The organism is Micromonospora sp. NPDC007271 (genome assembly GCF_040634005.1).
GTDB lineage: Bacteria > Actinomycetota > Actinomycetes > Mycobacteriales > Micromonosporaceae > Micromonospora.
Map to the genome: position 1 here is coordinate 36,523 of NZ_JBEYER010000040.1, position 25,479 is coordinate 62,001.

General features: G+C 68.8%; 25 protein-coding genes. 5 read left to right on the forward strand and 20 right to left on the reverse strand.

Going from position 1 to position 25,479, the window contains the following annotated elements:
* Nucleotides 1-4: 4 nt before the first annotated feature.
* Nucleotides 5-931, reverse strand: a complete 927-nt coding sequence (locus ABZ570_RS16450; protein WP_358063403.1) for a class I SAM-dependent methyltransferase — start codon at nucleotides 929-931, stop codon at nucleotides 5-7.
* A 225-nt stretch (nucleotides 932-1,156) separates the two neighbouring features.
* Entirely contained in the window at nucleotides 1,157-1,903 is a 747-nt protein-coding gene (locus ABZ570_RS16455; RefSeq protein ID WP_358063406.1) for an alpha/beta fold hydrolase, read from the reverse strand.
* Nucleotides 1,904-2,692: 789 nt separating this feature from the next.
* On the opposite strand from ABZ570_RS16455, the gene ABZ570_RS16460 reads away from it, so the two are divergent.
* Complete coding sequence (locus tag ABZ570_RS16460; RefSeq protein WP_358063409.1) at nucleotides 2,693-3,040, forward strand: hypothetical protein; 348 nt, start codon at nucleotides 2,693-2,695, stop codon at nucleotides 3,038-3,040.
* Nucleotides 3,041-3,053: 13 nt separating this feature from the next.
* Here the strand turns inward: ABZ570_RS16460 and ABZ570_RS16465 are convergent, their stop codons facing one another.
* Nucleotides 3,054-3,329 carry a zinc ribbon domain-containing protein gene (locus ABZ570_RS16465; RefSeq protein ID WP_358063412.1) on the reverse strand — a complete coding sequence of 92 codons (276 nt, stop codon included), beginning with the start codon at nucleotides 3,327-3,329 and terminating at the stop codon, nucleotides 3,054-3,056.
* On the opposite strand from ABZ570_RS16465, the gene ABZ570_RS16470 reads away from it, so the two are divergent.
* Both ABZ570_RS16470 and ABZ570_RS16475 read left to right on the forward strand, forming a co-directional pair.
* Complete coding sequence (locus tag ABZ570_RS16470) at nucleotides 3,228-3,629, forward strand: hypothetical protein (RefSeq protein WP_358063474.1); 402 nt, start codon at nucleotides 3,228-3,230, stop codon at nucleotides 3,627-3,629. The two genes, ABZ570_RS16465 and ABZ570_RS16470, sit on opposite strands and share 102 nt — an antisense overlap.
* Before the next feature lie 562 nt (nucleotides 3,630-4,191).
* The gene (locus ABZ570_RS16475) at nucleotides 4,192-4,911 is read left to right on the forward strand and encodes a GNAT family N-acetyltransferase (RefSeq protein ID WP_358063415.1); all 720 of its coding nucleotides are present in this window, start codon (nucleotides 4,192-4,194) and stop codon (nucleotides 4,909-4,911) included.
* Between the two features lie 131 nt (nucleotides 4,912-5,042).
* On the opposite strand, the gene ABZ570_RS16480 is transcribed toward ABZ570_RS16475, so the two are convergent.
* The 17 genes from ABZ570_RS16480 to ABZ570_RS16560 form a co-directional block, all read right to left on the reverse strand.
* Entirely contained in the window at nucleotides 5,043-6,185 is a 1,143-nt protein-coding gene (locus ABZ570_RS16480; RefSeq protein ID WP_358063418.1) for an acetyl-CoA C-acyltransferase, read from the reverse strand.
* Complete coding sequence (locus tag ABZ570_RS16485) at nucleotides 6,182-6,604, reverse strand: MaoC family dehydratase (protein ID WP_358063421.1); 423 nt, start codon at nucleotides 6,602-6,604, stop codon at nucleotides 6,182-6,184. The genes ABZ570_RS16480 and ABZ570_RS16485 overlap by 4 nt, the downstream gene beginning before the upstream one ends.
* Nucleotides 6,601-7,776, reverse strand: coding sequence for an MFS transporter (locus ABZ570_RS16490; RefSeq protein ID WP_358063424.1), 1,176 nt, complete (start codon nucleotides 7,774-7,776; stop codon nucleotides 6,601-6,603). Before ABZ570_RS16490 ends, ABZ570_RS16485 begins: the two co-directional genes overlap by 4 nt.
* Before the next feature lie 143 nt (nucleotides 7,777-7,919).
* Entirely contained in the window at nucleotides 7,920-8,387 is a 468-nt protein-coding gene (locus tag ABZ570_RS16495) for an OB-fold domain-containing protein (RefSeq protein ID WP_358063427.1), read from the reverse strand.
* Nucleotides 8,384-9,544, reverse strand: coding sequence for a thiolase family protein (locus tag ABZ570_RS16500; protein ID WP_358063430.1), 1,161 nt, complete (start codon nucleotides 9,542-9,544; stop codon nucleotides 8,384-8,386). The genes ABZ570_RS16495 and ABZ570_RS16500 overlap by 4 nt, the downstream gene beginning before the upstream one ends.
* Entirely contained in the window at nucleotides 9,541-11,520 is a 1,980-nt protein-coding gene (locus ABZ570_RS16505) for an AMP-binding protein (RefSeq protein WP_358063433.1), read from the reverse strand. Before ABZ570_RS16505 ends, ABZ570_RS16500 begins: the two co-directional genes overlap by 4 nt.
* Before the next feature lie 74 nt (nucleotides 11,521-11,594).
* On the reverse strand, nucleotides 11,595-12,230 hold the full coding sequence (locus ABZ570_RS16510) for a class II aldolase/adducin family protein (protein ID WP_358063435.1): 636 nt from the start codon (nucleotides 12,228-12,230) through the stop codon (nucleotides 11,595-11,597).
* 214 nt (nucleotides 12,231-12,444) lie between these two features.
* Nucleotides 12,445-13,374, reverse strand: a complete 930-nt coding sequence (locus ABZ570_RS16515; protein WP_358063437.1) for a sugar-binding transcriptional regulator — start codon at nucleotides 13,372-13,374, stop codon at nucleotides 12,445-12,447.
* 46 nt (nucleotides 13,375-13,420) lie between these two features.
* Entirely contained in the window at nucleotides 13,421-14,188 is a 768-nt protein-coding gene (locus tag ABZ570_RS16520; RefSeq protein ID WP_358063440.1) for an SDR family oxidoreductase, read from the reverse strand.
* Nucleotides 14,185-15,174, reverse strand: coding sequence for a sugar kinase (locus ABZ570_RS16525; protein ID WP_358063444.1), 990 nt, complete (start codon nucleotides 15,172-15,174; stop codon nucleotides 14,185-14,187). Before ABZ570_RS16525 ends, ABZ570_RS16520 begins: the two co-directional genes overlap by 4 nt.
* A complete protein-coding gene (locus ABZ570_RS16530) occupies nucleotides 15,171-16,685 on the reverse strand; it encodes an aldehyde dehydrogenase family protein (RefSeq protein WP_358063447.1) in 1,515 nt (504 codons plus the stop codon). Before ABZ570_RS16530 ends, ABZ570_RS16525 begins: the two co-directional genes overlap by 4 nt.
* A gap of 79 nt (nucleotides 16,686-16,764) precedes the next feature.
* Entirely contained in the window at nucleotides 16,765-17,763 is a 999-nt protein-coding gene (locus ABZ570_RS16535) for an NAD(P)-dependent oxidoreductase (protein WP_358063450.1), read from the reverse strand.
* Nucleotides 17,760-19,283, reverse strand: a complete 1,524-nt coding sequence (locus tag ABZ570_RS16540; RefSeq protein ID WP_358063453.1) for an FGGY-family carbohydrate kinase — start codon at nucleotides 19,281-19,283, stop codon at nucleotides 17,760-17,762. Before ABZ570_RS16540 ends, ABZ570_RS16535 begins: the two co-directional genes overlap by 4 nt.
* The gene (locus ABZ570_RS16545) at nucleotides 19,280-20,341 is read right to left on the reverse strand and encodes an ABC transporter permease (protein ID WP_358063456.1); all 1,062 of its coding nucleotides are present in this window, start codon (nucleotides 20,339-20,341) and stop codon (nucleotides 19,280-19,282) included. Before ABZ570_RS16545 ends, ABZ570_RS16540 begins: the two co-directional genes overlap by 4 nt.
* Nucleotide 20,342: 1 nt before the next feature.
* Complete coding sequence (locus tag ABZ570_RS16550; protein ID WP_358063459.1) at nucleotides 20,343-21,347, reverse strand: ABC transporter permease; 1,005 nt, start codon at nucleotides 21,345-21,347, stop codon at nucleotides 20,343-20,345.
* Nucleotides 21,344-22,882 carry a sugar ABC transporter ATP-binding protein gene (locus ABZ570_RS16555; RefSeq protein ID WP_358063462.1) on the reverse strand — a complete coding sequence of 513 codons (1,539 nt, stop codon included), beginning with the start codon at nucleotides 22,880-22,882 and terminating at the stop codon, nucleotides 21,344-21,346. Before ABZ570_RS16555 ends, ABZ570_RS16550 begins: the two co-directional genes overlap by 4 nt.
* A 29-nt stretch (nucleotides 22,883-22,911) precedes the next feature.
* Nucleotides 22,912-23,952, reverse strand: coding sequence for a sugar ABC transporter substrate-binding protein (locus tag ABZ570_RS16560; protein ID WP_358063465.1), 1,041 nt, complete (start codon nucleotides 23,950-23,952; stop codon nucleotides 22,912-22,914).
* Nucleotides 23,953-24,225: 273 nt separating this feature from the next.
* On the opposite strand from ABZ570_RS16560, the gene ABZ570_RS16565 reads away from it, so the two are divergent.
* A complete protein-coding gene (locus tag ABZ570_RS16565; RefSeq protein WP_358063468.1) occupies nucleotides 24,226-24,588 on the forward strand; it encodes a helix-turn-helix domain-containing protein in 363 nt (120 codons plus the stop codon).
* Nucleotides 24,569-25,237, forward strand: a complete 669-nt coding sequence (locus tag ABZ570_RS16570) for a hypothetical protein (protein WP_358063471.1) — start codon at nucleotides 24,569-24,571, stop codon at nucleotides 25,235-25,237. The genes ABZ570_RS16565 and ABZ570_RS16570 overlap by 20 nt, the downstream gene beginning before the upstream one ends.
* Nucleotides 25,238-25,479: the final 242 nt, after the last annotated feature.

Sequence of the window (25,479 nt, forward strand, 5' to 3'; positions counted from 1 at the left end):
GGCGTCATGCCGTCCTTGTCGCGACCGCGACGATCGCCATCCGGGGCACCTCGGCGACGAACTGCCCGTCGGCCCGGTAGACCACCGGTCGGGCTGGGATGCTGTCACGGCCACCGAGCGCGGCCAGGTAGCTGGTGTGGTCGAAGTGGTGCGTCAGCAACCGCCACACCTCGTCATCGCTCAGCGTCGCGAAGAACTCCCGTAGCCCGTACATGTCGCCGACATAGTCGCGAATCCGCGCGTACGCGGATGGTGCGGTGTCGGCGCGCACGATCAGCGGGTCGTAGAGGTCGACGATGCGCACCGGCAGATCGGCCTGGGCGAACAGGCTGGCCAGTTCCGCCCGGCTGAAATGCTGGTAGTCGTGGCCACCGGAGGCGTGCGAATGCACCACCTCACCGAAGAAGCCGGCCATCGGGCTCGACTCGTCGAAGTCGTGCAGCACGATCCGGCCACCGGGGCGGACCACCCGGGCCGCCTCCGCCACCGCCAGCGGTCGCTGGTGTGCGGGGATGTGATGCGTTCCGTAGGCGAGCAGCACCGCGTCGAGGCTGGCGTCGCGCAGAAACAAGAAGTGCGCGGCCTGGCGTACGGCGGGCAGGCCGTGCGCGAGCGCCCTGTCGACCATGTGGCCGGACAGGTCGCCGGTGATGAACGCCAGCTTGGACTCGAAACAGGCGGACTGGCTGCTCGCCGCGCGCGCCACGGTGCCGTCGCCGCCGAGCACGTCCAGGATGAGGGTGACCGGCTCGGATCCGGCCGGAGCGGCCAACTCCAGCAGTTGCCGCATTCCGGTCCAGCGCACCAGGGTGTCGCGCTGGGCCCGGCGATAAGAGTCGCCCCGGCCGGTGGCGTCGGTGTCAAACTCGCTCACCGTGGCGGCCAGCTCCGCCAGTGCGGCAGCCGCACCGAGGCGCTCGAAATCAAGCACCTCGCGCAGCTGGGGGTGGACGGTCGCCACCGTGTGCAAGTACTCATGCAGAATCAAGGACGGCAAGTACGACGGGTTCATGAGCACCTCGGCGCACGGAACGGTTTGCCGCCTCGTCAGCGACGTCCCTATCGATGAACGGATGGCGAACTGTAGCACCGCATTTCGCCGGGCCGCCAGGTCGAATAACCGACACCATGGAAGCCCTGGTGTGGGCAGGAGTGCTTACACATCCTTTGTCGACGATTGCGCCACAGCGCTGTGACTGGCGACGATGCGGCGCATAAGGTCCAGAATTTCCGACTGATAGTCAGTGAGGAAGAAATGCCCACCGGCGAACACATGTCGCTGTGGCGGGGCCGCGCATTCCAGCGCCCATCCGGCCGCCCGGTCCAGGTCTACGTGCTCGTCCCCGTCGCCGAGCAGCACGTGCACCGGCAGCTCCAGCGGCGGCGCGGCACGGTAGGCGTACCGCTCGGACAGGGCGAAGTCGGCGCGGATACCCGGCAGGATGATCTCCATCGTCTCCCGGTCCGCCAGCAACCCGGCCGGGGTGGCCCCGAAGTCGCGCAACGCCTCGATCAGGCCGGCGTCGTCGAGTTCGTGACAGCGCTGCTTGATCAGCCGGGTCTGCGGCGCCTCGGCCCCGCTGACCAGCAGCGCCAGCGGATCGGGCGCACCCCGGCGGCGTAGCTCTCGGGTCACCTCGAACGCCAGCAGCGCGCCCAGGCTGTGCCCGAACAGCAGGTACGGCCCCGGCGCCTGCTCGATGACCGCCGTCGTCAACTGATCCACCAGCTCCGTAAGGTCGTCGACGGGCGGCTCGTGCATCCGGATCCCCCTGGCCGGCAGCAGCGCGACCTGCAACGACAGCTCCGGCTCAGCCATCGCCTGCCACTCCATGAACGCCGCGGCGATGCCACCGGCATGCGGGAAGACGAAGACCTGCGCATCGCCGGTGGACTGCGCCACCGACCCGAACCAGCGGCTCGCGCCGCCCGCACTCACCAGGGACATGACCGCGAGCTTAGGTCAACCAAGGAGCGGAGCCGGCCAGGCTGTGATCCCGGGACCGGGCGGGACGGACCGCCCGCCGCACCGGCCCGCGGCGTCGATGAGCTGCCGTACACCCCATTTCGGCGGCCGGCCCGGCTTCCTGCCCACCGGCATCAGCGGCTGCAGCGCCGCCCACTGCCGGCCGGTCAGGTCGTGCCGCCTCGTCGCGGTATCGTGGCCGCGAGGTCTCCGGTCTCAGTTCTTCTTGGTCGATGAACCACCTGCCGGAGGCCTCTTTACTTGTCGATCAACGACACGCCCGCGCGAGCGGGGTATTTTCGTTGCGCGGGCGGGCAGCTCGCGAACCTTCTCGGCGAACACCCACAGTAGGTTCTGGCGCTTGGTCCGGCGGTGTCCGTCCGCATCCACGACCTCACGTGGCCGTCCGTGTCCGGTAGCCGGCGATCCTCTCCATCTCGGCTGATTGCTGTCACCGTTGCTGTCGAAGCCATCCGTGGTACGCCCGGCACTGTTCCTCCGACGATTGACGACGCGCTCCCCCGCCCTCGAGGCCAACCCTGCCCGCCGCCATACTGCCGGCCGCAACCCGGTCGTCGTAGGAGACGATCTCGGCCTTGATGAAACCGCGCGGAACGTCGGAGTGGGTACCACTGCCCGGCTCGCCATTCGCCTGATAGGTCCCGCAAGTCTCCGTAGGCTCACTCAGAGACGCACTCGCGACGGGCCGTGGAAGGGGATTGCGTCATGGCCGACGACCAGGTCACCCGCAACCTAAAGGGCATGGACGACCTCGACTTCAAGGGGTGGAACCCGGCGGACTGGGACGGAGTGTTCGCCCGCCACCACACTGATGACGTGCTCGTAGACATGAAAGGGCAACCGCAGACTCACGGCATCCAGGAGCACATCGACGCCATGCAGGCGTTCGCCCAGAAGACCGGCGGCAAGCCGGTTCAGATCAAGTCGCACCCCATCGCTTTCGGGTCGGGAGAGTGGACCTGCGTGGTGGGCGAGTTGGAAGACGGCAGCCGGATGGTGACGGTAGCGAAATGGCGCGACGGCGCCATCGCTGAGGAGTACATCTGGATTTGACGTTCTCCCCGCTTTAAGGGGCGGGGGTTCCCTCCGCGCTGCGCGTGGAACGCGCGGCGCCCGGGTGGATTACCGCTTCCCTGCGCGCCGCCGGCACGAGTACCGGTCTTACGCGCGCTCCACGGTCGTTTGAGTTGTCCCAGCGTCCCTGGGCCAACACGTTGACCGCCGCGTTGACGTCCCGGTCGTGGACGGCCCCGCACGGGCAGGTCCACGCGCTGCGCTGCCCAATCCCACACCCAGTGGCCTGTTCGACGCGATGGTGCGCCAGTGGACGGAGGAGTACCAAACCGTCGGCTTCGCCGGCGGCTGCCCGGTGGCCGCCGCCACGGTCGGCTGCGCCGAGTCCGCCGCGTCCACGCGAGAGGCCGCGTCCGACGCCTTCGCCGCCTGGAATCGGGCGGTGGCTCAGGCACTGGTCGGCATGGGCGTGCCGGAGGGACGGTCCGAAGCGCTCGCCGCGCTCATGATCAGCGCGCTCGAAGGGGCGATCCTCATCGCCCGCGCCGAGCGGGACACCCGCGCCCTCACGACGGTCTCGCGGGAACTGGGCCCCGTCCTGGACGCCGCGACGGGCAAGGCGCACTGACGATGCCAGGGCGTGGGAGTGACGGCGTACTCAGGCGGGCTGAGGCCGGCATCGTCGAGAAGTGAGGCCAGGTCGGCTGGTGGGGAGGCCGCCCCCCAGCAGGAGGAGGGACGACCCGTCGGGTCTTCCATCTGTCCAAGGAACCGCCCGGTACAGCCACTGCAGCGGGTCGTTGGGATCATGCCCAAGGTCCCCACCCAGCACCTGCGCTCGCTGAAGAACAACGGCCTGGTGACGCCCGCCGTCGTTCCGGTCGTGCCGCCCACGTAGCCCACCGGCGACCAGAGGCACGAGGGCGATCAGTCCGAAGATGCAGCGTGCATGGCCCTGCAGGTCGGTGCAGTCCGCCTTGGGCTGCCCTCCACGGCGCCTTCCGCCAGACGACATCGCCTGACGACCGGCCCGAGTGGGGTCACCGAGGGTGAATTCGATCGCACAGCGGTTACCGCCATGATCCGATACCTCGGTGAAAGAAGCAAAGCACCTCGGCTGCACCGTTCCGGATCTGCTGGCCGAGATGGAACGGAACCTTGCCGAGCACGCGTGTCACCTGCACCGTCACATGCCGGGCCCGACCGTCACGGAGACGGACGACCTCCTGATCGCCGACAGCGGACTGGCCGACGACACGTTCAACATCGTCGCGGCGGCGAGGCTGCGTACGGACAACGCCCGCACCCGGGTCAGGGAGACGGTCCAGGCCCTTGCCGCCACGGGTCGGCCCTTCTCCTGGTGGCTGGGCCCTGCCTCAGCACCGGCACAACTGGCCTCACTGCTCGAGGAAGCCGGTCTCGCGGCGTCGGAGACCGAGACGGGCATGTGGATGGACCTGAACGCGGCGCCACCGCGACCGCACCTTCAAGGCCTGGACATCCATCCTGTGACGAACCCCAGGCAGCTCTCCGACTACGCGGCCGTCCTCGCCGCCAACTGGGATCCGCCGGCAGCCACTGTGCGCCGTTTCCTCGCCGATGCCGCCGAGTGGGCACTCGCCCCCGGCTGCCCCGCCCGTTACCTGGTCGGCTACGTTGACGGCCATCCGGTCAGCGCGGCCGAGGTCTTCCTGCACGGGAAGGTCGCCGGGATCTACAACATCGCGACCCTGGCGGCCCACCGTCGACGCGGATACGGCGGCGCCATGACCCTGGCGACCCTTCGCACCGCCTACGACGCGGGTTATCGCACGCTGGTCCTGCAGGCGTCCTCGGACGGTGAACCCGTTTACCGCCGCCTCGGTTTCAAGCCGTGCGGCGGATTCACCGAGTACGCATTCACGCCGTGACGTTTCGGTTCGGCACGCAGGCGCCGAGTGCGGCCTTGGCCGGGCGGCCGTCACCGGGTTGGATATGACGGCCGCTGCCCCGGATCCCACCAGAGGAACTGTGATTCGAGTCCGGACTGTCAAACTCAGGATCATGGTATCGAGCGCAACAGAATGGCTTGTCCTTGGCCGCCGCCGCCACAAATCGCCGCGACTCCGGTCTCGGCGCCGCGTCGTCTCATCTCATGCGCGAGGGTCAGCACGAGTCGGAAGCCGCTGGCGCCCAGCGGGTGCCCGAGGGCGACCGCGCCACCGTTGACATTGACCTCGTCGTGGTCGATGCCCAACTCGGCCATGGACGCGAGGACAACGCCGGCGAAGGCCTCGTTGATCTCCCACAGGTCCACGTCCGCCGCGGTCATTCCGTGCCGTTCGAGCAGGAGGTTGGCAGCCTGCGCTGGTCGCAGGTGCAGGCTCGAGTCCTCACCAGCGATGACGGCTCGGCCGACGACTGCCGCCAGGGGGGTCAGGCCGAGAGCCGCGGCTCGGTCCCGTGTCGTGATGACACCGGCAGCGCCGGCGTCGGACATCTGCGAAGCGTTCCCTGCGGTGATGGTGCCGTCCCTGGCAAAGGCAGGCCGGAGCTCGCCAAGCCGTTCCAGCGTCGTGCCGGGTCTGATGCCCTCGTCCGCCCAGACCTGATCGAGTGCCAGGCCGCCCGGAACGACAAGGCCGTCGACCACGATCTCCTCGCTCAGCCGGCCCGCACTGGTCGCCTGCGCGGCACGCATGTGGCTGGCGTGGGCGAAGGCGTCCTGGTCGGCGCGACTGATGCCGAGTCGGGCGTTCTCGCGGTCGCTGAGCGGACCCATCGCCACGTCGCCGAGGGCACAGTGCAAGCCGTCGTTAACGAGCAGGTCGACTGGCTGCCGCGGCGCCCTTGTCATGGATTCGAAGCCCCCGACGAGCACGGCAGACGCCTCGCCACCGCGGATCATCATCGCGGCGAGGGCGACTGCGCTCATGCTGCCGGGGCACACGTCGTTGAGGGTGATCCCGGGAACCGTCCGCGGAACACCGCCGCGCGTGGCTGCGACGCGAGCCGGGTTTTGCCCGTTGCCGGCTTGGACGACGTTCGCCATGGCAACGTAGTCCACGGTCAGGCCGGGGGCGGCGGCCAGCGCGCCACGCACGGCGGCCGCGCCCAGATCTGCCGCCGGGACTTCGGCCCATCGGCCGCCCATACGGCCGATGGGGGTCCGGACGCCGCTTACCAGGACGATCTCGTCGCTCACGGGAGCGCCATCGTGTAGCACACAGCGGTTCCTTCGATGGCCACGACGCCGTCACCTCGGACAACGCGCGTGGCGAGTTTGGTGACAGGCTTGTCGTCGCGGACCTCAAGGATCTCGACTTCCCCGGTGATCTCGTCTTCCGGCCGCACCGGGGCGGTGAACTTCCAGTTGACTTCGAGGAAGACGGTGCCCGGGCCGGGGAGCCGCTCGGCGACGACGGCATTGAGGATTGACGTGGTCACCCCACCCTGGACGACGATGCCTCCGAAACGTGTCCCCGCGGCGAGTTCGGCGTCGTAATGGATTGGATTGCGGTCGCCGCTCATCTCGGTGAAGCGCTCGATGTCCTTCCACTCGACGGTGCGGGTCAGGGACGCCTTGTCGCCCACCTTGGGGGCGCCGTTCGGCCAAGCGGTCATGCTGGTCTCCTCCTCCTGTCAGTCAGGGCGTGCGGGGCGAGCATCGGTTCTAGTCGGAGCATGGCGACCGCACCTAGCAGCGGTCCGGGCGCCAGTAGCGCGACGGCGATCGGCCAGCCCGCCGCGTGAGCGACGACGGGCAGGCCCTGGATGGTGAGGGCGGTGATCAGGAACCCCACCGCCGTCTGGAAGGTGAGGGCGGTGCCGACCAGCCGGGTGTCGACAACGGAGGTCGTGCAGGCCGAGAACATCGCCGAGTCGGCGATGACACTGGTGCCCCAGATCAGAAGCACTGGGACCAGGAGCCAGAGGGAACGCCCGAAGGCCAGGGCAGCGACGAGGCAACACGAACCGCTGACGAGCATCGCGCCTGCTGCCGTCCTGGCTCGTCCCCAGCGGTCTCCGAGGCGTCCGGCCAGGACGCATCCCGCGACGCCGCAGGCACCGAGGGCGATGAAGGACAGCGTTCCTCGGACGGTCCCGCTGAGCGAGGTGCCGTGTGCTGCGGCACTTGCGCCGAGGAAGGTGGGAACCCAGGCCCAGACCGCGTACAGCTCCCACATGTGGCCGAAGTAGCCCAGATTAGCCAACAGCGGTCCGCGCTCCCTCAGCAGGGAGAGGATGATCTGCGGGTGCAGGCCGGTGGACCGGGCGACGTACGGTCCGACCTTGACTCGTTGCACGAGGACGGCCGCGACGGCCGCCAGCGCGGCGGACGCGAGCAGGCCGGCTCGCCACGCTGCTCCGAGCGAGCCGCCGATGAGGTGCGGCAGGGTCGAGCCGAGTGTCAGTGCGCCAACGAGCGCGCCAAGGGCAAAGCCACGGCGTTCAAGGAACCAACTGCTGGCCAGTTTCAGCCCGACGGGGTAGACGCCGGCGAGAGCGATTCCTGTCACGAGACGCAGAACGGTGGCTGTTGCGGCGCCATCAGCGAAGACCGCCAGCGCAGCGGTGCTGATGGCGGCCAGGAGCGCTCCTGCGGTGACGAGATGCGGAGGATGAACCACATCTGGGAGGTTCAGCGCGGCGGAGGTGAGCGCGCCGATCACGAAACCAAGCTGGACGGCGGTGGTCAGGAGGGTGGCCTGGCTGGTGCTGAGTCCCCACTCTGTCTGCAGAGCCGGTCCGGCGGCGGATGCCGCGAACCAGGTCCCCATCGCGAGGACCTGCACCGAGGCGATGAGGAGGAGGTGACGGCCGGCACCGGTTTCGGCCGCAGCTGGTTGAAGGAGTGGCTCGGGTGCCCGTCCCGTGCCTGGTGCCGCGTCGGGGCGGGTACCCGCGTGTGGCGACGAACTGCCCGTCGTCCGGTCCGTCATGCCTGCACCGCAACCGTAGGCTCGGGATGGAAGACCAGGAGGCTGTGGGTTGCGTGGTGCTCGAAGCCCGCGGCCACCCGCAGTCCAACGGACAGGTCCTCCAGGAGTCCAGTGTATCCGGCGACAAGCCGCGGACCTTCGTCAAGCTCCACGATGAGCACGGCGTAGGGCACTCGTGGTGCCCACGCCGGGTTCCCAGGCCGGTGGACCACCGTAAATGTCCAGACGGTGCCGCGGCCGGTGGACGGGATCCAGCGCAGGTCCTCGCTCCAGCAGCAGCGGCACACGGCGCGGGGGTAGTGCTGTGGTGCGCCACACCGCTCACACTGCTGCAGCAGGAGCCGTTCCGCACGCAGCCCCGACCAGAACGGCTCGGTGGCAGGGGTGACCGTGGGGCCTGGGAGTGCGGGAGGGCCTGCCGAGCGTCGGGTGCCGGCGGCGGCAGGGGCACGGTGGGATGTCATCGCAGGCCCTCCAGGATCAGGGCCGCCTCTTCGCCCATGGTCGCTCCGTTTCCGGTCACGAGGGCGAGCCTGGCGGTTGCGTGCTGGCGTTCGCCGGCCTCGCCGCGGAGCTGTCGGACTGCTTCGACGATGTGCCCCATGCCGCCAGCGAGGTCGGCCTGGCCGCAGCCCAGCTGTCCGCCGTGCGGGTTGAGAGCTTGGCGGCCGTGGTGGGAGACATCGTTCTCGCGCAGCCAGGCGGCGGCGCTGCCGCGGGGGCAGATGCCGGCGTCCTCGAGGGTGATCAGGACGAGCACGCTGTAGCAGTCGTAGAGGGCGAGTACGTCGAGGTCGGCGGGGCTGATGTGGGCCATCTCGTAGGCGTCTGCCACTGCCTGGGCCAACGGCGAGCTGGTCAGTGTCGGGGCACTGCTGACGGCGCGATGGGTGGCTCGCTCTCCGGCGCCGAGCAGGGTCACGGGCGGGTGCGGCAGATGGCCGGCGCGGTCAGTGCTGGTGACCACGAGCGCCGCGCCGCCAGCACACGGCATGACGATCTCGAGGAGGTGGAGCGGGTCGGCGACGAGCGGGGAAGCGAGGACGTCTTCCACGGTGATCGGTTTGCCGTAGAAGATCGCGTCGGGGTTGAGCTGGGCGTTCTGCCGCTCGACGACCGGGACGTAGGCGAGGTGCTCGGGCTGGAGTCCGTACTCGTGCAGGTACCGCTGTGCGATGAGGGCGTATGAGGTGTTGGCGCCGCTGGCCCCGTAGGGCACGTCGAACTCACGGATGGGGTTGCGGTTGGGTGACCTGGGGGCGTAGCCGGCTTCCCGGGTGTTGGCGAGCACGCAGAGCGCTGTCGTGCACATGCCTGCGGAGATCGCCGCGGCCGCCCGCCAGACCATGCCGGCGGCCGAGGCGCCGCCGAGGTCGACCAGTTCCGCGACGGATGGTTGCAGCCCGAGGTACTCCGCGACGGTGACTGCGACGTGCTGAGGAGTCTCGCCGACCTGGGTGCCCACGAAGAGCCCGTCGATGTCGTTCGCGGTGAGCGCGGCGTCCTGGACGGCTCGGGCGCCGACCTTGGCGATGAGCCCGAGCGTGGTCTCCCCCGGGGTTTCCCGGCGTGGCGGCAGCTCGGCGATCCCGGCGATCGCGGCCTTGCGATGCAGGCTCACCGCAGGTTCCGCAAGGCGTCGATGGAGTCGGGGTTGCCGAGGCTTGCCGTGGCTGCGTCGACGGGATGTCCCAGATGGACGTCGCGGACGACACGGCGAAGAATCTTCCCGCTGCGGGTACGCGGCAGGTCGGTGACGAAATGGACTGCTTGGGGACGCAGGGGCTTCCCGAGGTCTGCCACGATCGCATCGGACACCCTGGACCGAAGTGCACCGATGTCTTCGGTTGCCCGGTCAAGCCTGGCAAACACGACCAGCGCCTCGCCCTTGAGCGGGTCCGGTATGCCGATCGCGGCGGATTCCACGACACCCGGCTGCCGGTTCACGATGTTCTCGACCTCGGCCGAGCCGAGCCGCTTGCCGGCGATCTTGAGGGTGTTGTCGCTGCGGCCGTGGATGTACCACTCGCCGTCAGCAGCAATCTCCGCCCAGTCGCCGTGCTTCCAGGTGCCGGGCCACTGCTCCCAGTAGGTGGCCTCGTACCGGCCCGGCTCGCCCCAGAAACCCAAGGGCATGCCGGGTGACGGCAGCCGCAGGACGAGCTCGCCGGCCCCCCGCGCCACCGATGCCCCGGCCTTGTCTACGAGGTCGGCGCCCATCCCGGGAATGGGGCCGGCGAAGGCGGAAGGCCTGATGGGTTCGGCGACGGTGTTCGTGAGGATCCCACCGGAGACCTCCGTGCCGCCCGAGTAGTTGATGATCGGGAGCCGACGCGCGCCGACTGAATCGAAGAGCCAGTGGTAGGCATCCTCGGTCCAGGGCTCGCCGCTTGAGGCCAGGACACGCAGGGAGGCCATGTGCTCCTCAGGAGTGGCACCGACATTCCTGAGGGATCGGATGAGCGTCGGTGAGACGCCGAGCATGGTGATGCCCAGTCGTTGGACCGATTCCCAGAGCCGGGTCGAACGCGGGTGATCCGGGGCGCCATCGAGAACGGCGACCGCCGAGCCGGCTGCGAGCCCGCCGAGCAGCGTGATGGGATGCATGATCCAGCCCGGGTCGGTGACCCAGCAGGAGACGTCGCCGGGACCGACGTCGAATAGCAGAGCCGCATCGGAGCCCGCCTTGACGACGAAGCCGGCGTGCCCAAGGGTGACACCTTTCGGGTTGCCCGTGGTCCCGGAGGTGAATGCGATCATCAGCGGATGGTCGCCGGGGCAGACGGCCGTCGGCGCCTCCTTCCCCGTGCCATTGGCGAGCAGCTCGGCCCAGGTCACCTCGTGCGGCAGCCGTTCTCTGCCAGCGCGTCGGCTCTCGGCACCCTCGACCGGCACGGTCACGCAGACGGTGACGTCGGGAACAGCCTCGAGCACCTCGCGGGTCTGAGAGCGCAGCAGGGCGGTCCGCGCCCGGCGCACGACGCCGTCGGCGACGACGAGGGCAGTGGCTTGGGAGTGCCGCAGCCGCTCGGCGACGGCACCCGCCCCGAACCCGGAGAAGACGGGGACGGCGATAGCGCCGATCTTCGCCAGAGCCAGGGAAACGAGGGCGGCCTCGACGACCATCGGCAATTGAACGCCGACCCGGTCCCCGAACCCCACCCCGAGCTGGCTGAGAGCGGTGGCGACCCGGGTGGCCTCGGTGTGGAGTTCTCGGAAGGTCATCCTTCCCGTCCGGCCCGACTCGTCCTCCCACAGCAGGGCTGTCTCCCCGCCGCGGCCCGCGTCGACCCACCGGGTCACCGCGACGTCGAAGACGTTCATCGAGCCGCCGACGAACCACCGCGTTGCTGCGGGGTTATCCGGACGATCGCGCATCGCGGTCGGTTCGTGCTGCCACGGGAGACCGAGCCAGGCGACCAGCGCCGCCCAGAACCGATCTGGGTTCTCGCGCGACCACAGGTCGAGCTCGGGCCGCCCGGCAACGCCGATGTGGCGGCAGAAGGCCAGGAGCCGACTGCGCGAGAGATACTCGGGACTGGGCGTCCAGACCTTGTCAGATGCGGCACCGGTGTCTGCACGGTGGGTGAGGGTCACGGCAGCGGCTCCTGAGGTGGTCGCGACGAGAGGCGGTTGCGGTGGCACATGCAGGGCGCACCGCAGCGCGTTTGTCAGGCGTGGTGGAGTGCGGCAAAGCTTTCGGCCGGGAACGAGGTGGTCGTGTCACCGGCGACGATGCAGCGGTAGGTGGCGACCGCCGCCTCTTCGAGGTTCATCGCCCGCCGGAAGGCCATGCCGACGTCCTCACCCAGTGCCGAGCAACCGTGGTGGGAAAGGATCACGCAGTTGTGTTCGAGGGCTTGCTTCGCGGCGCCGTCGGCGAGCTCGTCGGAGCCGTTGGGGAAGTACGGCACTGTGCCCACGGACTTGACGTAGTAGGCGTGGTCGAGCGTGATCAGCCGAATCCGGTGACCCATCGCGTCGACGAGGACCGCGTGCTGGGGATGCAGGTGGATCACCGCGTTCACGTCGGGTCGAACCTGGTAGGTCCTCTGGTGCAGCTTCCATTCGCTGGAGGGGCGTTCTGCACCCCCGAGGATCTCGCCAGCCAGGTTCATGGTGGTGAAGTCGTTCGGGGTGAGGCGGTCCAGCCAGGTACCGGCCCCGGTAACGACGTATTCCGGGCTGCCCGGAAGCCGGCCGGAGAGGTTGCCGCCGCTGGCGAGGACGAGGCCGCGCTCGACCGCCAGCCGCCCCACCTCCGCGAGCTGCTCGACAAGGTCTTCGACGGTGGTCGCGGCCTTCATGGGGGTCTCCATCCTGCGGGGCTTTAGTCCTTAACCTTTGAACATTCGTTCAATGGTCGTTCAGATGTTCAGTGTTGCGTAGCGCTCCGCCGGGGTCAAGGCGTTGCGCTTCGGAAATCGCCGTCGTCAGCTGATCCCCGTGGATCCCGGCCCACAGAACCGCACGGCCGAGGCACCCGTGCGCTCGGCGCAGGGGTGTGGGTCGACGGGAGAGCTAGTGCTGGGCCACCAACCACACGGCGGTGTCGACGTCCGTGACGACGACGTTGACGATTCCGGCGACGATGGCTCCGCGGGCCGCCTTGCGCTTCCCCGCACCACCGACGACGCCGACGCGGGTGGGAATCACGGAGAGTTGCTCGAGGTTGAGGGCGATGACCCGGTCGTTCAGCGCGGAGGGGACGGGCCGACCTTCGCCGTCGAAGAATCGGCCGGAGAGATCGCCAACGGCTCCGGAGGCAACGAGTTCCGAGAATTCGGTGGGGGTGATGTCCCCGTGCTTGACCAGATACGTCTCCTGGCTGCTGCCGCCGATCCCGGCGACGAACAACTCCGCCTTCTCCGCAAGCTCCAAGGCATGCTTGATGTTGGGTTCCTTGCGTAGCACGGCGGCCAGGTCAGCCGAGCGGGTCATCACCGGGGCTGGCAGGTGATGCGCCCTCCCCCCGAAGGTACGGGCGAGCGCCTCGCACGTCTCGTGGGCGTTGATGCCGTCCACGCCGGCTCGGCTGCCGACGATCGGCACGAAGGTGGCGTCAACCTGACGTGCACTGCCCAGGGCCCTCGGGATGGACGACACCGCACGGCTGAGACCGACCGCGACCGTCGAGCCCGGCGCCACGAGCTCCTCCAGGGCGTGCGCCCCGCCGATGCCGAGCAACTCGAACTGCCGATCGACGTCCTGCGTCGAGGGGACCACCCAGGCGTTGATGAGCCCGAACTTGCGGATCAGCTGGGATTCCAGCTCGACGAACGCATGGCTGTCGCCGTGGATCCTGATCTCGACGATGCCTGTGCGACGCGCCTCCGCGAGCATTCGCGTGACCTTGACGCGGGAGAGCCCCATCACCGTGGCGATCTCACCCTGGGTCAGGCCGTGCTCGTAGTAGAGCCGCGCCACGCGGCTCAGATCGCGGTCGGCCATCTGCTCACCCTTCTGAACCAATGTCCACGTGTTGTACCGACGGTACTCACCAACATACGTATCCGCCATCGACAACGAGGTCGACGCCGGTGCAGAAGCTGGCGGCGTCCGAGGCGAGGAACACCGCCGGGCCGGTGAGGTCGTCCATCGACGCCATCCGCTGCATCGGCGTGTGGCGTTCCCACTCCGCCCGCCAGTGCGCTACGGCATCCCGGGCGGTCATCTGGGTGAGGGTGTAGCCCGGACTCAGCGCGTTGACGCGTACTCCGCGAGTTGCCCACTCAACGGCCAGGCTCTTCGTCAGATGCACCACGCCGGCCTTGGCTGCGTTGTAGTGGCTTTGCGTGAGGTCACGGTTGACGATCTGGGCAGACATCGACGCGAGGTTGACGATGGCGCCCCGCCCGGCCGGAAGCATGACAGCAGCCTCCGCTTGGGCACTGAGGAATACGCCCGTGAGGTTGACGTCGATCATCCGGCGCCAGTCCGCCGGGTCCATCTCCTCGGCTGGGGCCAGGTGGGCGATGCCGGCGTTGTTGAGCGCGACGCTCACCGGGCCGAGCTGCCTGCTGGCCTGGGAGACGGCGTCCCGCAGCGCTGCGGCGTCCGTGACGTCCCCACCGAAGGCCATGGCACCCCGGCCCAGGCGCTCGATCCCGGCGGCCGTCTCCTTCGCCGCGTCGACGTCCAGGTCGAAGCAGGCGACGTCTGCCCCCGCTTCGGCGAAGGCCATGGCAATACGCTGGCCGATGCCCCGGCCAGCGCCGGTGACGAAGGCGACCTCGCCGGCGAGGGAGAAACTGTCGAGGATCATGAGGCCTCCATGGCGGTTTCAGCCAGCTGCCGGCGTGGCGTCGTGGCGATGAAATCGAGCAGGTGATGCTGGTCGACGAGACCGGCGTCGGAGCCCAGGCCGGTCGCTACCAGGCTGCCGCAGGCCAGGCCCCGCTCGGCGCACTCCAGGAGCGAGCGCCCGTCGAGGAGCCCGGTGATGAAGCCGGCGGTGAAGGCATCCCCGCAGCCGGTTGTGTCCACGACGTCGATGTCGAACGCCGGCAGCCGGGTCTCTGGCTCACCGCGTCGGGCGATGCTGACACCGTCGGCGCCCATGGTGAGGATCGTGCAGCCGACGCCGCGGTCGTGGTACCAGGCGATGACGCCGGCGCGGTCCGCCTCCCGCCGGCCTGCGACGAACGCGGCGTCCTCCAGGTTGGGCAGGAGATAGTCCACGTACGGCAGGGCCGGCGCGAGCAGCTCGGCCGCGTCTGCCCGGCCGCCAGGAATGAAGTCCATCGTCACCGTCAGCCCAAGCTCCTTGACCCGCCGCAGGACCCGCGCAGTCGGCTCGCCGTCCAGCCCCGGCAGCAGGAATGTGCCGCCCATGTGGAAGACGCGGGCCCGGGACACCAGGTCCCACGGCACCAGGTCCTCGGTCACGAACGCATTCGCGCCGATGACGTGCAGCGCGGGCCGCTCCCCATTGGGGCGGATGGGCAGCATGGTGGCCGATGTCGGCACGCCGTCCAGGCGCACGAGGTGGGTGACGTCGATCCCGAGGGATGCCATCCGGCTGCGCAGGAACTGCCCCATGACGTCGTTGCCCACGGCGCCCACGGCCGCGACCGCCACCCCGAGCCTGGCGAGGTCGGCGCTCGTCGCGGCCGCGGTGCCCGCGACGGTCATGGTGATCTCGTCGAGGAATGCGACCCCTTGACCGTCGGGGATGTGGGTGACCGGACGGCCGAGAACGTCGACGATGTGAAGGCCCGCCGAGATCACGGCAGACGGATCGGTCCTCATGACAGGTTCGTCCAGACGGTCTTGGTCTCGAGGTATGCCTCGAGGTTGTCGTGGCCCATCTCCCGTCCGTAGCCGGATCCCTTGAAGCCGCCGAACGGGGCCGCGGCATCCGTGTTGCCGTAGGTGTTGATGTAGACCGTCCCCGCACGAAGCATCCGTGCGAGCCGGTTCGCTCGGCCGATGTCCCGTGTCCAGATCCCCGCGGCGAGACCGTACGGGGAGTCGTTGGAGCGGCGCGCGATCTCTTCGAGGTCGTCGAACGGCTGGGCGACGACGACGGGGCCGAAGATTTCCTCCCGGACGCACCGCATGCTGTCATCGACGTCAGTGATGACGGTCGGAGCGTGGAAGAAGCCGTTGCCGACACCGGACGGCATGGCGCTGCCGCCGGTCAGGAGCCGCGCGCCCTGTGCCTGTGCCTCGTCGACGTAGCCGGCCACGCGGTCGCGCTGCACCTGGCTGATGACGGGGCCGAGTTCAACGTCGTCCGCCAAGCCGTGGCCGATCCGGAGGTTGCCGGCAATGTCGGCAAGCCTCCCGACGACCTCGTCGAAGGCTGAGCGCTCGACGTACAACCGGGACCCTGCGCTGCAGGCCTGACCGGCGTTGAAGAAGATGGCCGACGCGGCGCCGGCTGCGGCCTCGGCCGCCGGGCTGTCGGCGAACACGATGTTCGGGCTCTTGCCGCCGAGTTCCAGGGTCACCCGCTTGACCTGCCTCGCTGCCTTTGCCGCGATCGCTGTACCGACCCTCGTTGACCCGGTGAAGGCGATCTTGTCGACAAGCGGGTGCTCGACGAGGGCATCCCCGGCCTCGGTGCCGTAGCCGGGGACGACGTTGACGACTCCGGGCGGGAAGCCGACCTCTGCTATGAGTTCGGCGAGCCTGAGCGCGGCGAGCGGTGTGTTCTCTGCGGGCTTGAGGACGATCGTGGCCCCGGCGGCGAGGGCGGGTGCGAGCTTCCAGGCGGCCATGAGCAGCGGATAGTTCCACGGGATGATCTGTCCGACGACGCCGACGGGTTCCCGGGTCGTGTGGACGAACATGTCGGTCGCGGAGACGGGGATCGTCGATCCCTCGATCTTGCTCGGCCACCCGGCGAAGTAGCGGAAGTGCTTGACGGACAAGGGAACGTCAACGCCGCGAGCCGCACTGAGCACCTTGCCGGCGTCGAGTGTCTCGATCTGCGCGAATTCCTCCGTCCGCTCCTCGATGAGGTCGGCGAGCCGGTCGATGAGTCGACCCCGGTCGAGGGCGCTCATGCGGCGCCAAGGCGAGCCGAGATCGAAGGCCTGCGCCGCGGCGCGGACCGCGGCGTCGACGTCGGCCGCGCTGGCGGCGGCGACGCGCGTCAGCACCTGTCCGGTCGCCGGGTCGAGCACGTCGATGAGCTGATCCCCCTGTGCGGGCACCCAGCGGCCGCCGATGAACAGACGTGGTGGTTCGGCCAGCAGCCGCGCGACGTTCGGCTTGAGGTCGGGGATAGCGGGAGGAGGGGCGAGGTCGGTCACAAGATCTCCTCGGGGTCGGCGCGGACGGTTGAGGTGGGCCGGCCTTGGCATCGCCGGCCGGCGAAGCGACTTGGAGGACTCACGCGTGGGCGCCCTGGCGGGTGTCCACTGCGTGCACCGGACGGCGTCCGGCGAGCCAGTCGAGGATCGCCTCCGCCGCCATTCGGCTGTGTGCGGTAATGACGTCGTCGGAGGCGCCGGCGATGTGCGGGGTCAGCGTCACGTTCGGCAGGCTGAGTAGCTCATGGTCGGCGGGCAACGGCTCGGACCAGAAGACGTCGAAGCCGGCCCCGGCGATCCGCTTTTCCCGCAGTGCGGCCATCAGCGCCCTCTCGTCGACAATCGCCGCCCGACCGGCGTTGATGAGGTAGGCGCTGGGCTTGAGCAGCCGGATCTCCTTTTCGCCGATGAGTCCGGTGGTCGCGGGACTGAGCGCTACGTGGACCGATACGACGTCGGCGGTGCTCATGAGCTGGTCGAGCGGGACGAGTTCGGCGAGGCCGGCGAGCGCGTCAGGTGCCAGGTAGGGGTCGTGGACGATGGCCCGCATGCCGAAGCCGGTGGCGCGGGCTGCGACGCGTCGCCCGATGGCGCCACCGCCGATGATGCCGATGGTACGTCCGGCGAGCGCCGGACCGCGGAAGAGGGCGTAGGGGGCAAAAACATCGTCCTCGGTCCAGGCGCCGGACCGCATCCACTGCTCGGCCCGGGAGGTCTGGCGAATTGTGGCCAGGAGCAGGCCCATGGTGAGGTCTGCGGTGACGTCGGCGTTGCGAGCGGGAGTCGTCGCGACGGTGACACCGCGGGCCGCGCAGGCGCCGAGGTCCACGTTGACCGGCGCCGCCCGGCAGGACACGACGAGACTGAGGTCGGGCATCGCGGCCAGCGCCGGGGCGTCCACCCGGTCCAGCTCGCAGACCACGGCCTGCACGCCGTCGAGCTTGCCGGCGTGCTCGCCCTCGGTGAGCGGCAGTCCGGCCATGGATGGCGTGGCGAGGACGAGGTCGACATGCGTTGACAGCTCCTGCGCCACAGCCGGGTCGAAGTCGGCGGTGACGAGGACGCGGGGGCGGGTCATGGGTGGCAGAGCTCCTTGGTCGTTGCGAGGTGGCCGAGTCGCCGGAGGGCAGGCCAGGTCGGCGCGAGGGCGTTCCTCAGTGCCCGGAAGGTCTCGAGCTGAGTGGCGTGCAGGGATCGATGCTCGGCACGGGGTGTGAACAGCTGACCGTCGCGGCTGACTGCCGCAAGGCCGGCCTCGACGGACGTAACCAGCCCGGCGGCCGCGAGCGCCGCGGCGGCGACGCCCCGGGCACCGAACTCGTCAGTGGCGGGGCGCAGGACGGGTCGTCCGATGATGTCGGCGATGACCTGACAGAAGAAGGCGGAGGAGGCGCCGCCTGCGAGCTTGACGACGTCGGCGTCGGGCAGCTCGGCGAGGCAGTCGGCCATGGTGAGCGCGACGCCCTCGTAGACAGCTCGCAGGAGGTGACCGCGAGTGGTCGTGGGGCGTACGCCGACGAACCCCGCGCTGGCGTGCGGATCGACGAACGGGGCCCGTTCGCCCGACTCGGAGATGTACGGCAGGTACAGCACTCCCCCGGCCCCCGGCCCGGCAGCCTCGGCCTCGGCCTCGACGGTGCGCCACTCCCCGACGTTCATGCCGAGCGCCGACACCACCCAATCGAGGTTCGGGGCTGCGGCCATGGGCGACATGGCGGTGACCCAGCCGTCGGTCAGGCCGGCGGGGAGAACAAAACCCATGGGTTCGTCGCGGCGGACGACATGGTCTGACAGCACCGCGTAGAAGGCGGTCGTGCCGAGCACGGCGTAGGCGGCTCCGGGGGCGTGCAGCCCGAGGCCGGCGGCCGTGGCTGACGTGTCGACGGCGCCAACGACGACCGGGATCCCGGCCGGCAGGCCGGTCTCCGCCGCAGCGGTGCCGGTGACCGTCCCGCCGACGCTGGCCGAGGGCACGACCGGAGGCAGAAGCCGGACGTGGCGGTCGTGCCCGAGGGCCAGGAGGAGCCGGTCGGCGTACTGCCCGGTTTCGACGTCGAGATACGTGCGGGACGCCTCCGACGGATCGGTCTGGACCGATCCCGTGAGCCGGTAGCGGATCCAGTCCTTGCAGTTGAGGTGATGTGTCGCCCGCGCCAGTACGTGTGGCTCGTTCTCCTGCAGCCAGTCGAGCAGAGGCGGCAGGGCGCCCGGGAACAGAACCGAGGCCGTGGCGTCGAACACCGCCTGGGCGCGTCCGTCCTTCTCCCAGGCGGTGACGATGTCGGTAGCGCGCCCGTCGAGCCAGAGGATGGCGGGGCGTGCTGGGCGACCAGCGTCGTCGAGGAGCCAGGCGCCGTCGCCCTGGCCCGTCACCCCGACGGCGGTGATCGTGACCTTGCCGGCGGCGGACACGGCTTCTCGCAGGACGGCGGCCACGGCCTGCCAGGTCTCGTCCATGTCCTGCTCGGCCCAGCCGGGATTGGGCCGGCTCACCGCCAGCCGGCGGCTTGCCGAGTGAACGACCTCGCCCCTCGCATCCATCACGACGGCCTTGACGGTCGTCGTGCCGGCGTCGACTCCGACGACGACGTCGGTCATGAGGCGCTCGTCGAGACTCGGCGCGGCTGCAGGACACTGCGACGCTTGCTCAGTGTGACGCTGATGCCCAGCACGAGCAGGAGCACGGCACCGCGGGCCAGTCCCTGCCAGTAGAAGGACAGGCCGATAAGGTTCAGGCCGTTCCCGAGGACGGTGAAGATAAGTACCCCGAGAAGGGTGCCGGGCACGTTCGGCCGAGACTCCTTGTGCAGCGTGGTGCCGATGAATACCGCCCCAATGGCGTCGAGGGTGTAGTAGTCCCCGCTCAGCGGCACGTAGGCCGACGTCCGGCTGGCCAGAACGATGCCGCCGAGCGCACAGACCAGGCCGCTGAAGACGTACGCGAGCATCGTGACACGACGGGCGGGGACTCCGCTGAGGACGGCCGCCGCCGGCTGGGCGCCGACTGCGGTCAGCGACCGGCCGACCCGGAGCCGCTCGAGCAGGACCCACCCGATGATGAGGATGGCGACGGCGAACAGAGTTGGGGCGGGGATGCCCAGCAGGTGCCCACGGCCGAAGGCGGAGAACTCCTCCGGCACCGAAGCGGGCGGCAGGTAGATGGGGCTTCCGCCGCCGGTGGCGACCTTCTGGATGCTCGTGCCGATGAAGAGCATCGACAGGGTCGTGAGGAATGGGCTGACCTTGAGGTAGGTGATGACCAGGCCGTTGCACAGACCCATGACGGCCCCGGCGAGGAGACCCATGACCACCGACAGCGAGATGATGTAGCCGGCGTCGACCATGTGGACGCAGACGAGAGCTCCGATGTCGAGAGCGACGCCCACGGACAGGTCAATCCCACCGGAGCGGATGACCACGCCCATGGCGGTCGCGACGATAGCCAGCAGAGCGGCCTGCTCGATGACGGATAGGAAGTTCGCCCCGGAGAAGAAGACCTCCGTCGTCAGGGAGAAGAACACAAAGATTGCGGCGAGCGCGACAACCGCGAAGTAGCGCGCGAGCAGCGCGCGGCGCGGGGTGTGCGGACGGGGCGCGACGACGGCTGTCGCGGCTGGCTGGGCCGGGGCCTGCTGTGCGGAGCGGGTGGCGACCATGTCACTTCCTCTGGGTGTTACCGAGCGCGGAGATGGCCACGACGGCGAGGATGAGTACGCCCTTGACCCCGCTGACCCAGTAGGTCGGGATGTTGATGAGAGTGAAGCCGTTCGACAGCGCCGCCACGAACAGGGCGCCGACGAGGGTGCCCGGCACGTTGACGACCAGACGCCGGCTGAAAATGAGGCTCATCAGCGAGGCGAGGATGACGTCCAGCAGGATGCTCGAACCCGCGCCGGGTGAGCTGCTGGACAGCCGCGCGATGAGAAGCATGCCGGCGACGCCGGCGGTGAGACCGCTGACGACGTAGCTGACGATGATGTACCGGTTGACCCTGATGCCGGCGACCCGGGCGGCGAGCGGGTTGCCACCGACCGCGTAGGCGCGGACACCGGCCTTGGTGAAGCCGAGGACGAACCAGATCACCGCGAAGACGACAGCGACGACAAACACCGGAACGGGGATGCCGAGCGGCTTGGCGTCTCGCATCCAGACGAAGAACGGATCGTTGAGTGTCGTCTGGGAGTTGTTGGATACCAGTAGGTCCACGCTGGACGCGATGCTGGAGACTGCGAGGGTCGCCAGCAGAGGGCGAATGCCAAGCGCGACGCTGAGCGCGTTGGCGAGGCCGATGGCCACCGCCGCTGCGAGCCCGAGGAGCAGGGCAGTGCCAATGCCGCGGTGAACGGACCCCACCGCGACGATGGTGCCGACGAGGCTGGCCGCGGCTCCGACCGACAGGTCGATGCCGCCCCTGATCACGTCGTCGCCGCCGATGATGACGACGGTCGTGAGGCCGAAGGCAGCAACGGCGACGACAGAGCCCTGGACGACAACGTTGAGGAGGTTGCCGGCCGAGAGGAAGGTGGGGGCATTCACCGCGAAGACGAAAATCTCGACGATGACGGCGAGGACGCCGGTGAACGGCAGCAGCCGGGCCCAGACGGAGCGTTGCGCGGTCAGTTTCGGGGTCCCCGTCGTCGCGACGGCGGCGGTGGCGGTCATGCCCTCTCCTTGGCCGGTGCGGTGGTCCTGGTCTCGGCGCCCGTTGACAACGCCAGCACGAGGTCGACAGCCGCCTCGCTACGGTCGAGCTCGGCCGCAACGCGTCCGCGGTACATGACAAGCACGCGGTCGGAGACACCGACGAGCTCGGGGAGGTCCTGGCTGATCACGAGGACGGCCTTGCCGGCCTCGGCTAGGGAGTCGATGATGCGGTAGATCTCCGCGCGGCTACCGATGTCGACCCCGGAGGTGGGCTGGTCGAGGATGAACACGTCGGCGTCGCGGACCAACCACTTGCCCAGGACGACCTTCTGCTGGTTGCCGCCGGACAGGTCGCGGACCGCGACGTCAGGGGCTCCCGGGCGAATGGACAGCCGCTTGATGGTGTCGTCGGCCTCGGCACGCTCCGCGCCGAGGCGCAGCATGCCGAGTTTGGACAGCCGTCGCAGGGCTGCCATGGACAGGTTTTCCCGGACGGACATGGCCATGACGGCACCATCCCGGCGGCGGTCGGCGGGGACACAGGCAACGCCACGGCGGCTGAGCCGGTAGGGGTTGCGGTTCCGTTGGGGCTTACCGTCGATGCTCACCGTTCCCGCGCTCGTACCGATGAGGCCGACGATCGCCGCGGCCAGGTCGTCGGCGCCGGAGCCGATGAGGCCGGTGACACCGACGACCTCCCCGCCACGGACGGCGAGGGATACCTCGTCCAGCCGGCCGGCGGCGGTCAAGCCGTCGAGCTCGAGCCGAGGCGGTCCCTCGGGTCGCCGCTGGGGGCGGTCACTGAACTCCTCGACGTCCCGACCGACCATGAGGGTGACCACCTCGTCCAGGCTCGTCGTCGCCATCTCCACGGCACCGGCGTTGCGGCCGTTGCGCAGGACGGTCACGCGTTCGCAGATCTCGGCCACCTCCTGCAGGTAGTGGGAGATGTAGATGATCGAGATCTCGCCCTTGGACTTGAGGTCGGCGAGGATGGCGAACAGCCGGTCGACCTCCTGCTGGGCCAGGGGCGCCGTGGGCTCGTCGAGGATCAGCACCTTCGGGCGCGACATCAGCGCCCGGCTGATCTGAACAAGCTGCTGCTTCGCGACGGAGAGGTCCTGGATCAGGGTGTCGCCGGGGATGTCCACCCCGACGGTCTCACGGAGGACTTCCCGTGCCCGGCGGGAAAGCTGCCGCCGGGACACGAGAGGGCCGTTAGTCGACTCGGCCCGGCCGAGGAAGAGGGACTCGCCGACGGTGAGCTTCGGAACGAGCTGGCGGTCCTGGTGAATCACCATGATCCCGTGCTTCTCGGCATCGGCAGGACTGCCGATCGTCACCTCGTGCCCGCCCAGGGTGATACGCCCTTCGTCGGCCGTATACATTCCCGACAAGATCTTGATGAGGGTCGACTTGCCGGCGCCGTTCTCACCGACGAGGCCGTGGACCTCGCCGGCGCGGACCTCGAACGCGACCTCGTCGAGCGCCACGGTGCCGGGGAAGACCTTTGTTATGCGGTCCATCCGAAGACCGCTGCCTGTGGACGTCATGTCCCTCTCCTCTGCCGAGCCGGACCAGGTCAGTTACCGGCCAGCCGTACCTTCGCCTCCGCCACGTTGTCCTTGGTCACCAGGACGGGCGCGAAGTACGTGGTGGACTCGACCTTGTCCTTCTGGCCACCCAGGTACATCGCGACGTTGCTGGCGGAAGCCTTGCCGATGGCACCCGGCTGTTGCGCCATGGTGGCGGTGTAGGACGACTTCGGGTCCTCGATCATCGCGATCGCGGTGGGGTCGCCGTCGATGCCGTAGACCTTGATCTCGTTCCGGCTCGCCCGGTCAACAGCCTGAGCGGCACCAACCTCGGGGATGTCCCAGCAGGCCCAGACCGCGTTGATCTGGCCCTTCGGGTAGCGGTTGAGCATGTCGCCGACCTTGCGGCTGGCGTCCTCGACGGTGCCCTGAGGCACGTCCTGCAGCTCCGGCTGAATGATCTTGATGTTCGGGTAGTCCTTGAGGACCTCTTGCAGCATGTTGTAACGGATGTTGCAGACTCGGACGGACTTGAAGCCGTTGAAGACGAGGAGGTTGCCCTTACCGCCGAGGTCGTTGGCGATCTGCCGGGCGAGACCCGAGCCGATGGAGTAGTTGTCCGAGGTCACGTTGTTGACTGAGTACTCGCTCGGCTGGTCGATCGTGAACAGCGGGATGCCTGCGTCGCTGATCTTCTTGAACGCCGGAGTGAGTGCCGGCGCGTCGCCGAGAATGGAGATGATGGCGTCGGGCTTCTGCTGGAGGAGGTTCTCCAGGTCCGTCACCTGCTGCTGGGTGTTACGGCCGGCCTGAACCGCGATGGGGGTGCCGCCGAGCGCCTTCACCTGTGCAACGGCACCCTCGTAGGCCCGCCGATCCCAGTCGTGGTCAGTACCGATGATCGAGATGCCGATCTTCTTGCCTTGCAGGCTGGGGACCGCCGCGCCCTCAGCCGACGACGAAGCGCCGGCGGAGTCCGCCGCGGCGTGGGACGAGTCGTTCGTGGCGTCCGAGCGCTTCACCGAGCAACCACTGAGCGCGGTGACGGCGACGGCCGTCAGCAGCGCCCCTGCGAGCTTCTTGTTCATCACTGCGAGCCCCTCCTACAGGGATCGGCCAATCTCGTTGCACATTGGTTCACTTGACGAACGCTTGTTCCGCGAACACTAGGTGTGGCTTAGGTCACCGTCAAGACCCCAGGGACACATTCCTGTAACGCGACCGACCCGAGGAAACAGTCAAACGGTTGCACGGAGGGCTGATTCGGTAAACATCTGTTCACCCGCAGACCCGCTCCGACCGCCTCGAGAGACCGGGCCGACGGGACCCATGGCCCAACGTGCGGCCCAGGCCGCCTCCTGATGCCAACGTCCGGGGAGCCACGGGACGCCGGGGTTGGCAAGGGCAGCATTTATCTGCACTGGCGCAGCCGCGAGCAGTTGTTCTTCGCCGTCGGGACGCGGGAGGCGGTCGCGATGCTCGCTGCGGTGGTGGCCGCGATGCGCGAGGACCCACAGGAGATCGCGCTGCACCGGTACATGCGCCGGTTCTTCCTGGAGGCAGAGGCTGAGCATCGTGTGAATTGCGAGAGCCGCCTACCATGCGGCTATGACACGTCGAGCAACGGTGGCTGCCATTTCTGCGGTAACGCTGCTCGTACTGGGATGCTCGGCTGGCGCGCGGACAGGAAACGAACCCGCCCCGGTGTCGACCGTCGGCGCTGACGCCACCACGACAGCCGAGGCGATCGAGCTGCTGAGGTCAGGCACGAAGTTCATCGATCAGACGAGCTTTCGCGTCGACGTCGATCTCGCGAGTCAGGTCACGACGCTGTCGCACAACGACAACGTCGACAAGCGTGCCGCCGCCACGGTTTCGGCGTTCGGTCGGGTCACCGAGATCCGGATGATTGACCATGAGGTCTACATGAAGACCGAGCTAGACCTCCCGGGTGTCGGCCACGAATGGATGACCCTCGACCCGGCCCGGGTGCCGTCAGACTTCGCCCTGGGCTTCGCCCCAGGCAAGAACGATCCCGGCGGCTCAGCGCGCCTCATCAACGCGATCGTCACCGCACGAGCAGACGGCTCTCAAATTGTCGGGACGATCGACCTGACCCGAGTCGGCCCCGGCAACGGGATCAGCTTCCGCCCCGGTCCAGATGGTTTTCCCGACGGTGCGCGCAGCCAGACGTTCCGGGCAACGCTGGACGCCGATGGCCGAGTGGTCAGTTTCCTGATCCCAGCCGCCAACGGCATGCCGAACGCGTCCCTGCGCTACAGCGACTTCGGCGCAGAAGTCGACGTCGTGCGGCCGCAAGGAGCGGTTGCCGCCCCCGACGCCCTGTATCCCCAGCTCGGCCTCAGCGGCTGAGACCAGTTTGGCAGGTTCGGCTCGTAGCTCCCCCGGCAGGCGCGGCAGCGACCCAGGAGAGGAGATGACGAGTGCCACCGGCCCCTCGACCGGGTCCACCGGTGCTGTTCATCGACGCGATCGTGTCAATGTTCGGGCCAGGGTTGCACTTGGTCAACCTGCCCACTTCCCGTCCGCGACGAGCGGCGAGCGATCGTTAGGGCCTCGGATGCCGGCCGATAAACTCCCGACATCGAACTCCG

Excerpts from the sequence above, each read along its gene's own strand:
- ABZ570_RS16460 (WP_358063409.1), top strand. The coding sequence starts at position 2,693 with ATGGCCGACGACCAGGTCACCCGCAACCTAAAGGGCATGGACGACCTC.
- ABZ570_RS16475 (WP_358063415.1), top strand. The coding sequence starts at position 4,192 with ATGCCGGGCCCGACCGTCACGGAGACGGACGACCTCCTGATCGCCGAC.
- ABZ570_RS16485 (WP_358063421.1), bottom strand. The coding sequence starts at position 6,604 with ATGACCGCTTGGCCGAACGGCGCCCCCAAGGTGGGCGACAAGGCGTCC.
- ABZ570_RS16495 (WP_358063427.1), bottom strand. The coding sequence starts at position 8,387 with ATGACATCCCACCGTGCCCCTGCCGCCGCCGGCACCCGACGCTCGGCA.
- ABZ570_RS16510 (WP_358063435.1), bottom strand. The coding sequence starts at position 12,230 with ATGAAGGCCGCGACCACCGTCGAAGACCTTGTCGAGCAGCTCGCGGAG.
- ABZ570_RS16515 (WP_358063437.1), bottom strand. The coding sequence starts at position 13,374 with ATGGCCGACCGCGATCTGAGCCGCGTGGCGCGGCTCTACTACGAGCAC.
- ABZ570_RS16520 (WP_358063440.1), bottom strand. The coding sequence starts at position 14,188 with ATGATCCTCGACAGTTTCTCCCTCGCCGGCGAGGTCGCCTTCGTCACC.
- ABZ570_RS16525 (WP_358063444.1), bottom strand. The coding sequence starts at position 15,174 with ATGAGGACCGATCCGTCTGCCGTGATCTCGGCGGGCCTTCACATCGTC.
- ABZ570_RS16535 (WP_358063450.1), bottom strand. The coding sequence starts at position 17,763 with ATGACCCGCCCCCGCGTCCTCGTCACCGCCGACTTCGACCCGGCTGTG.
- ABZ570_RS16540 (WP_358063453.1), bottom strand. The coding sequence starts at position 19,283 with ATGACCGACGTCGTCGTCGGAGTCGACGCCGGCACGACGACCGTCAAG.
- ABZ570_RS16545 (WP_358063456.1), bottom strand. The coding sequence starts at position 20,341 with ATGGTCGCCACCCGCTCCGCACAGCAGGCCCCGGCCCAGCCAGCCGCG.
- ABZ570_RS16550 (WP_358063459.1), bottom strand. The coding sequence starts at position 21,347 with ATGACCGCCACCGCCGCCGTCGCGACGACGGGGACCCCGAAACTGACC.
- ABZ570_RS16555 (WP_358063462.1), bottom strand. The coding sequence starts at position 22,882 with ATGACGTCCACAGGCAGCGGTCTTCGGATGGACCGCATAACAAAGGTC.
- ABZ570_RS16560 (WP_358063465.1), bottom strand. The coding sequence starts at position 23,952 with ATGAACAAGAAGCTCGCAGGGGCGCTGCTGACGGCCGTCGCCGTCACC.
- ABZ570_RS16565 (WP_358063468.1), top strand. The coding sequence starts at position 24,226 with ATGCCAACGTCCGGGGAGCCACGGGACGCCGGGGTTGGCAAGGGCAGC.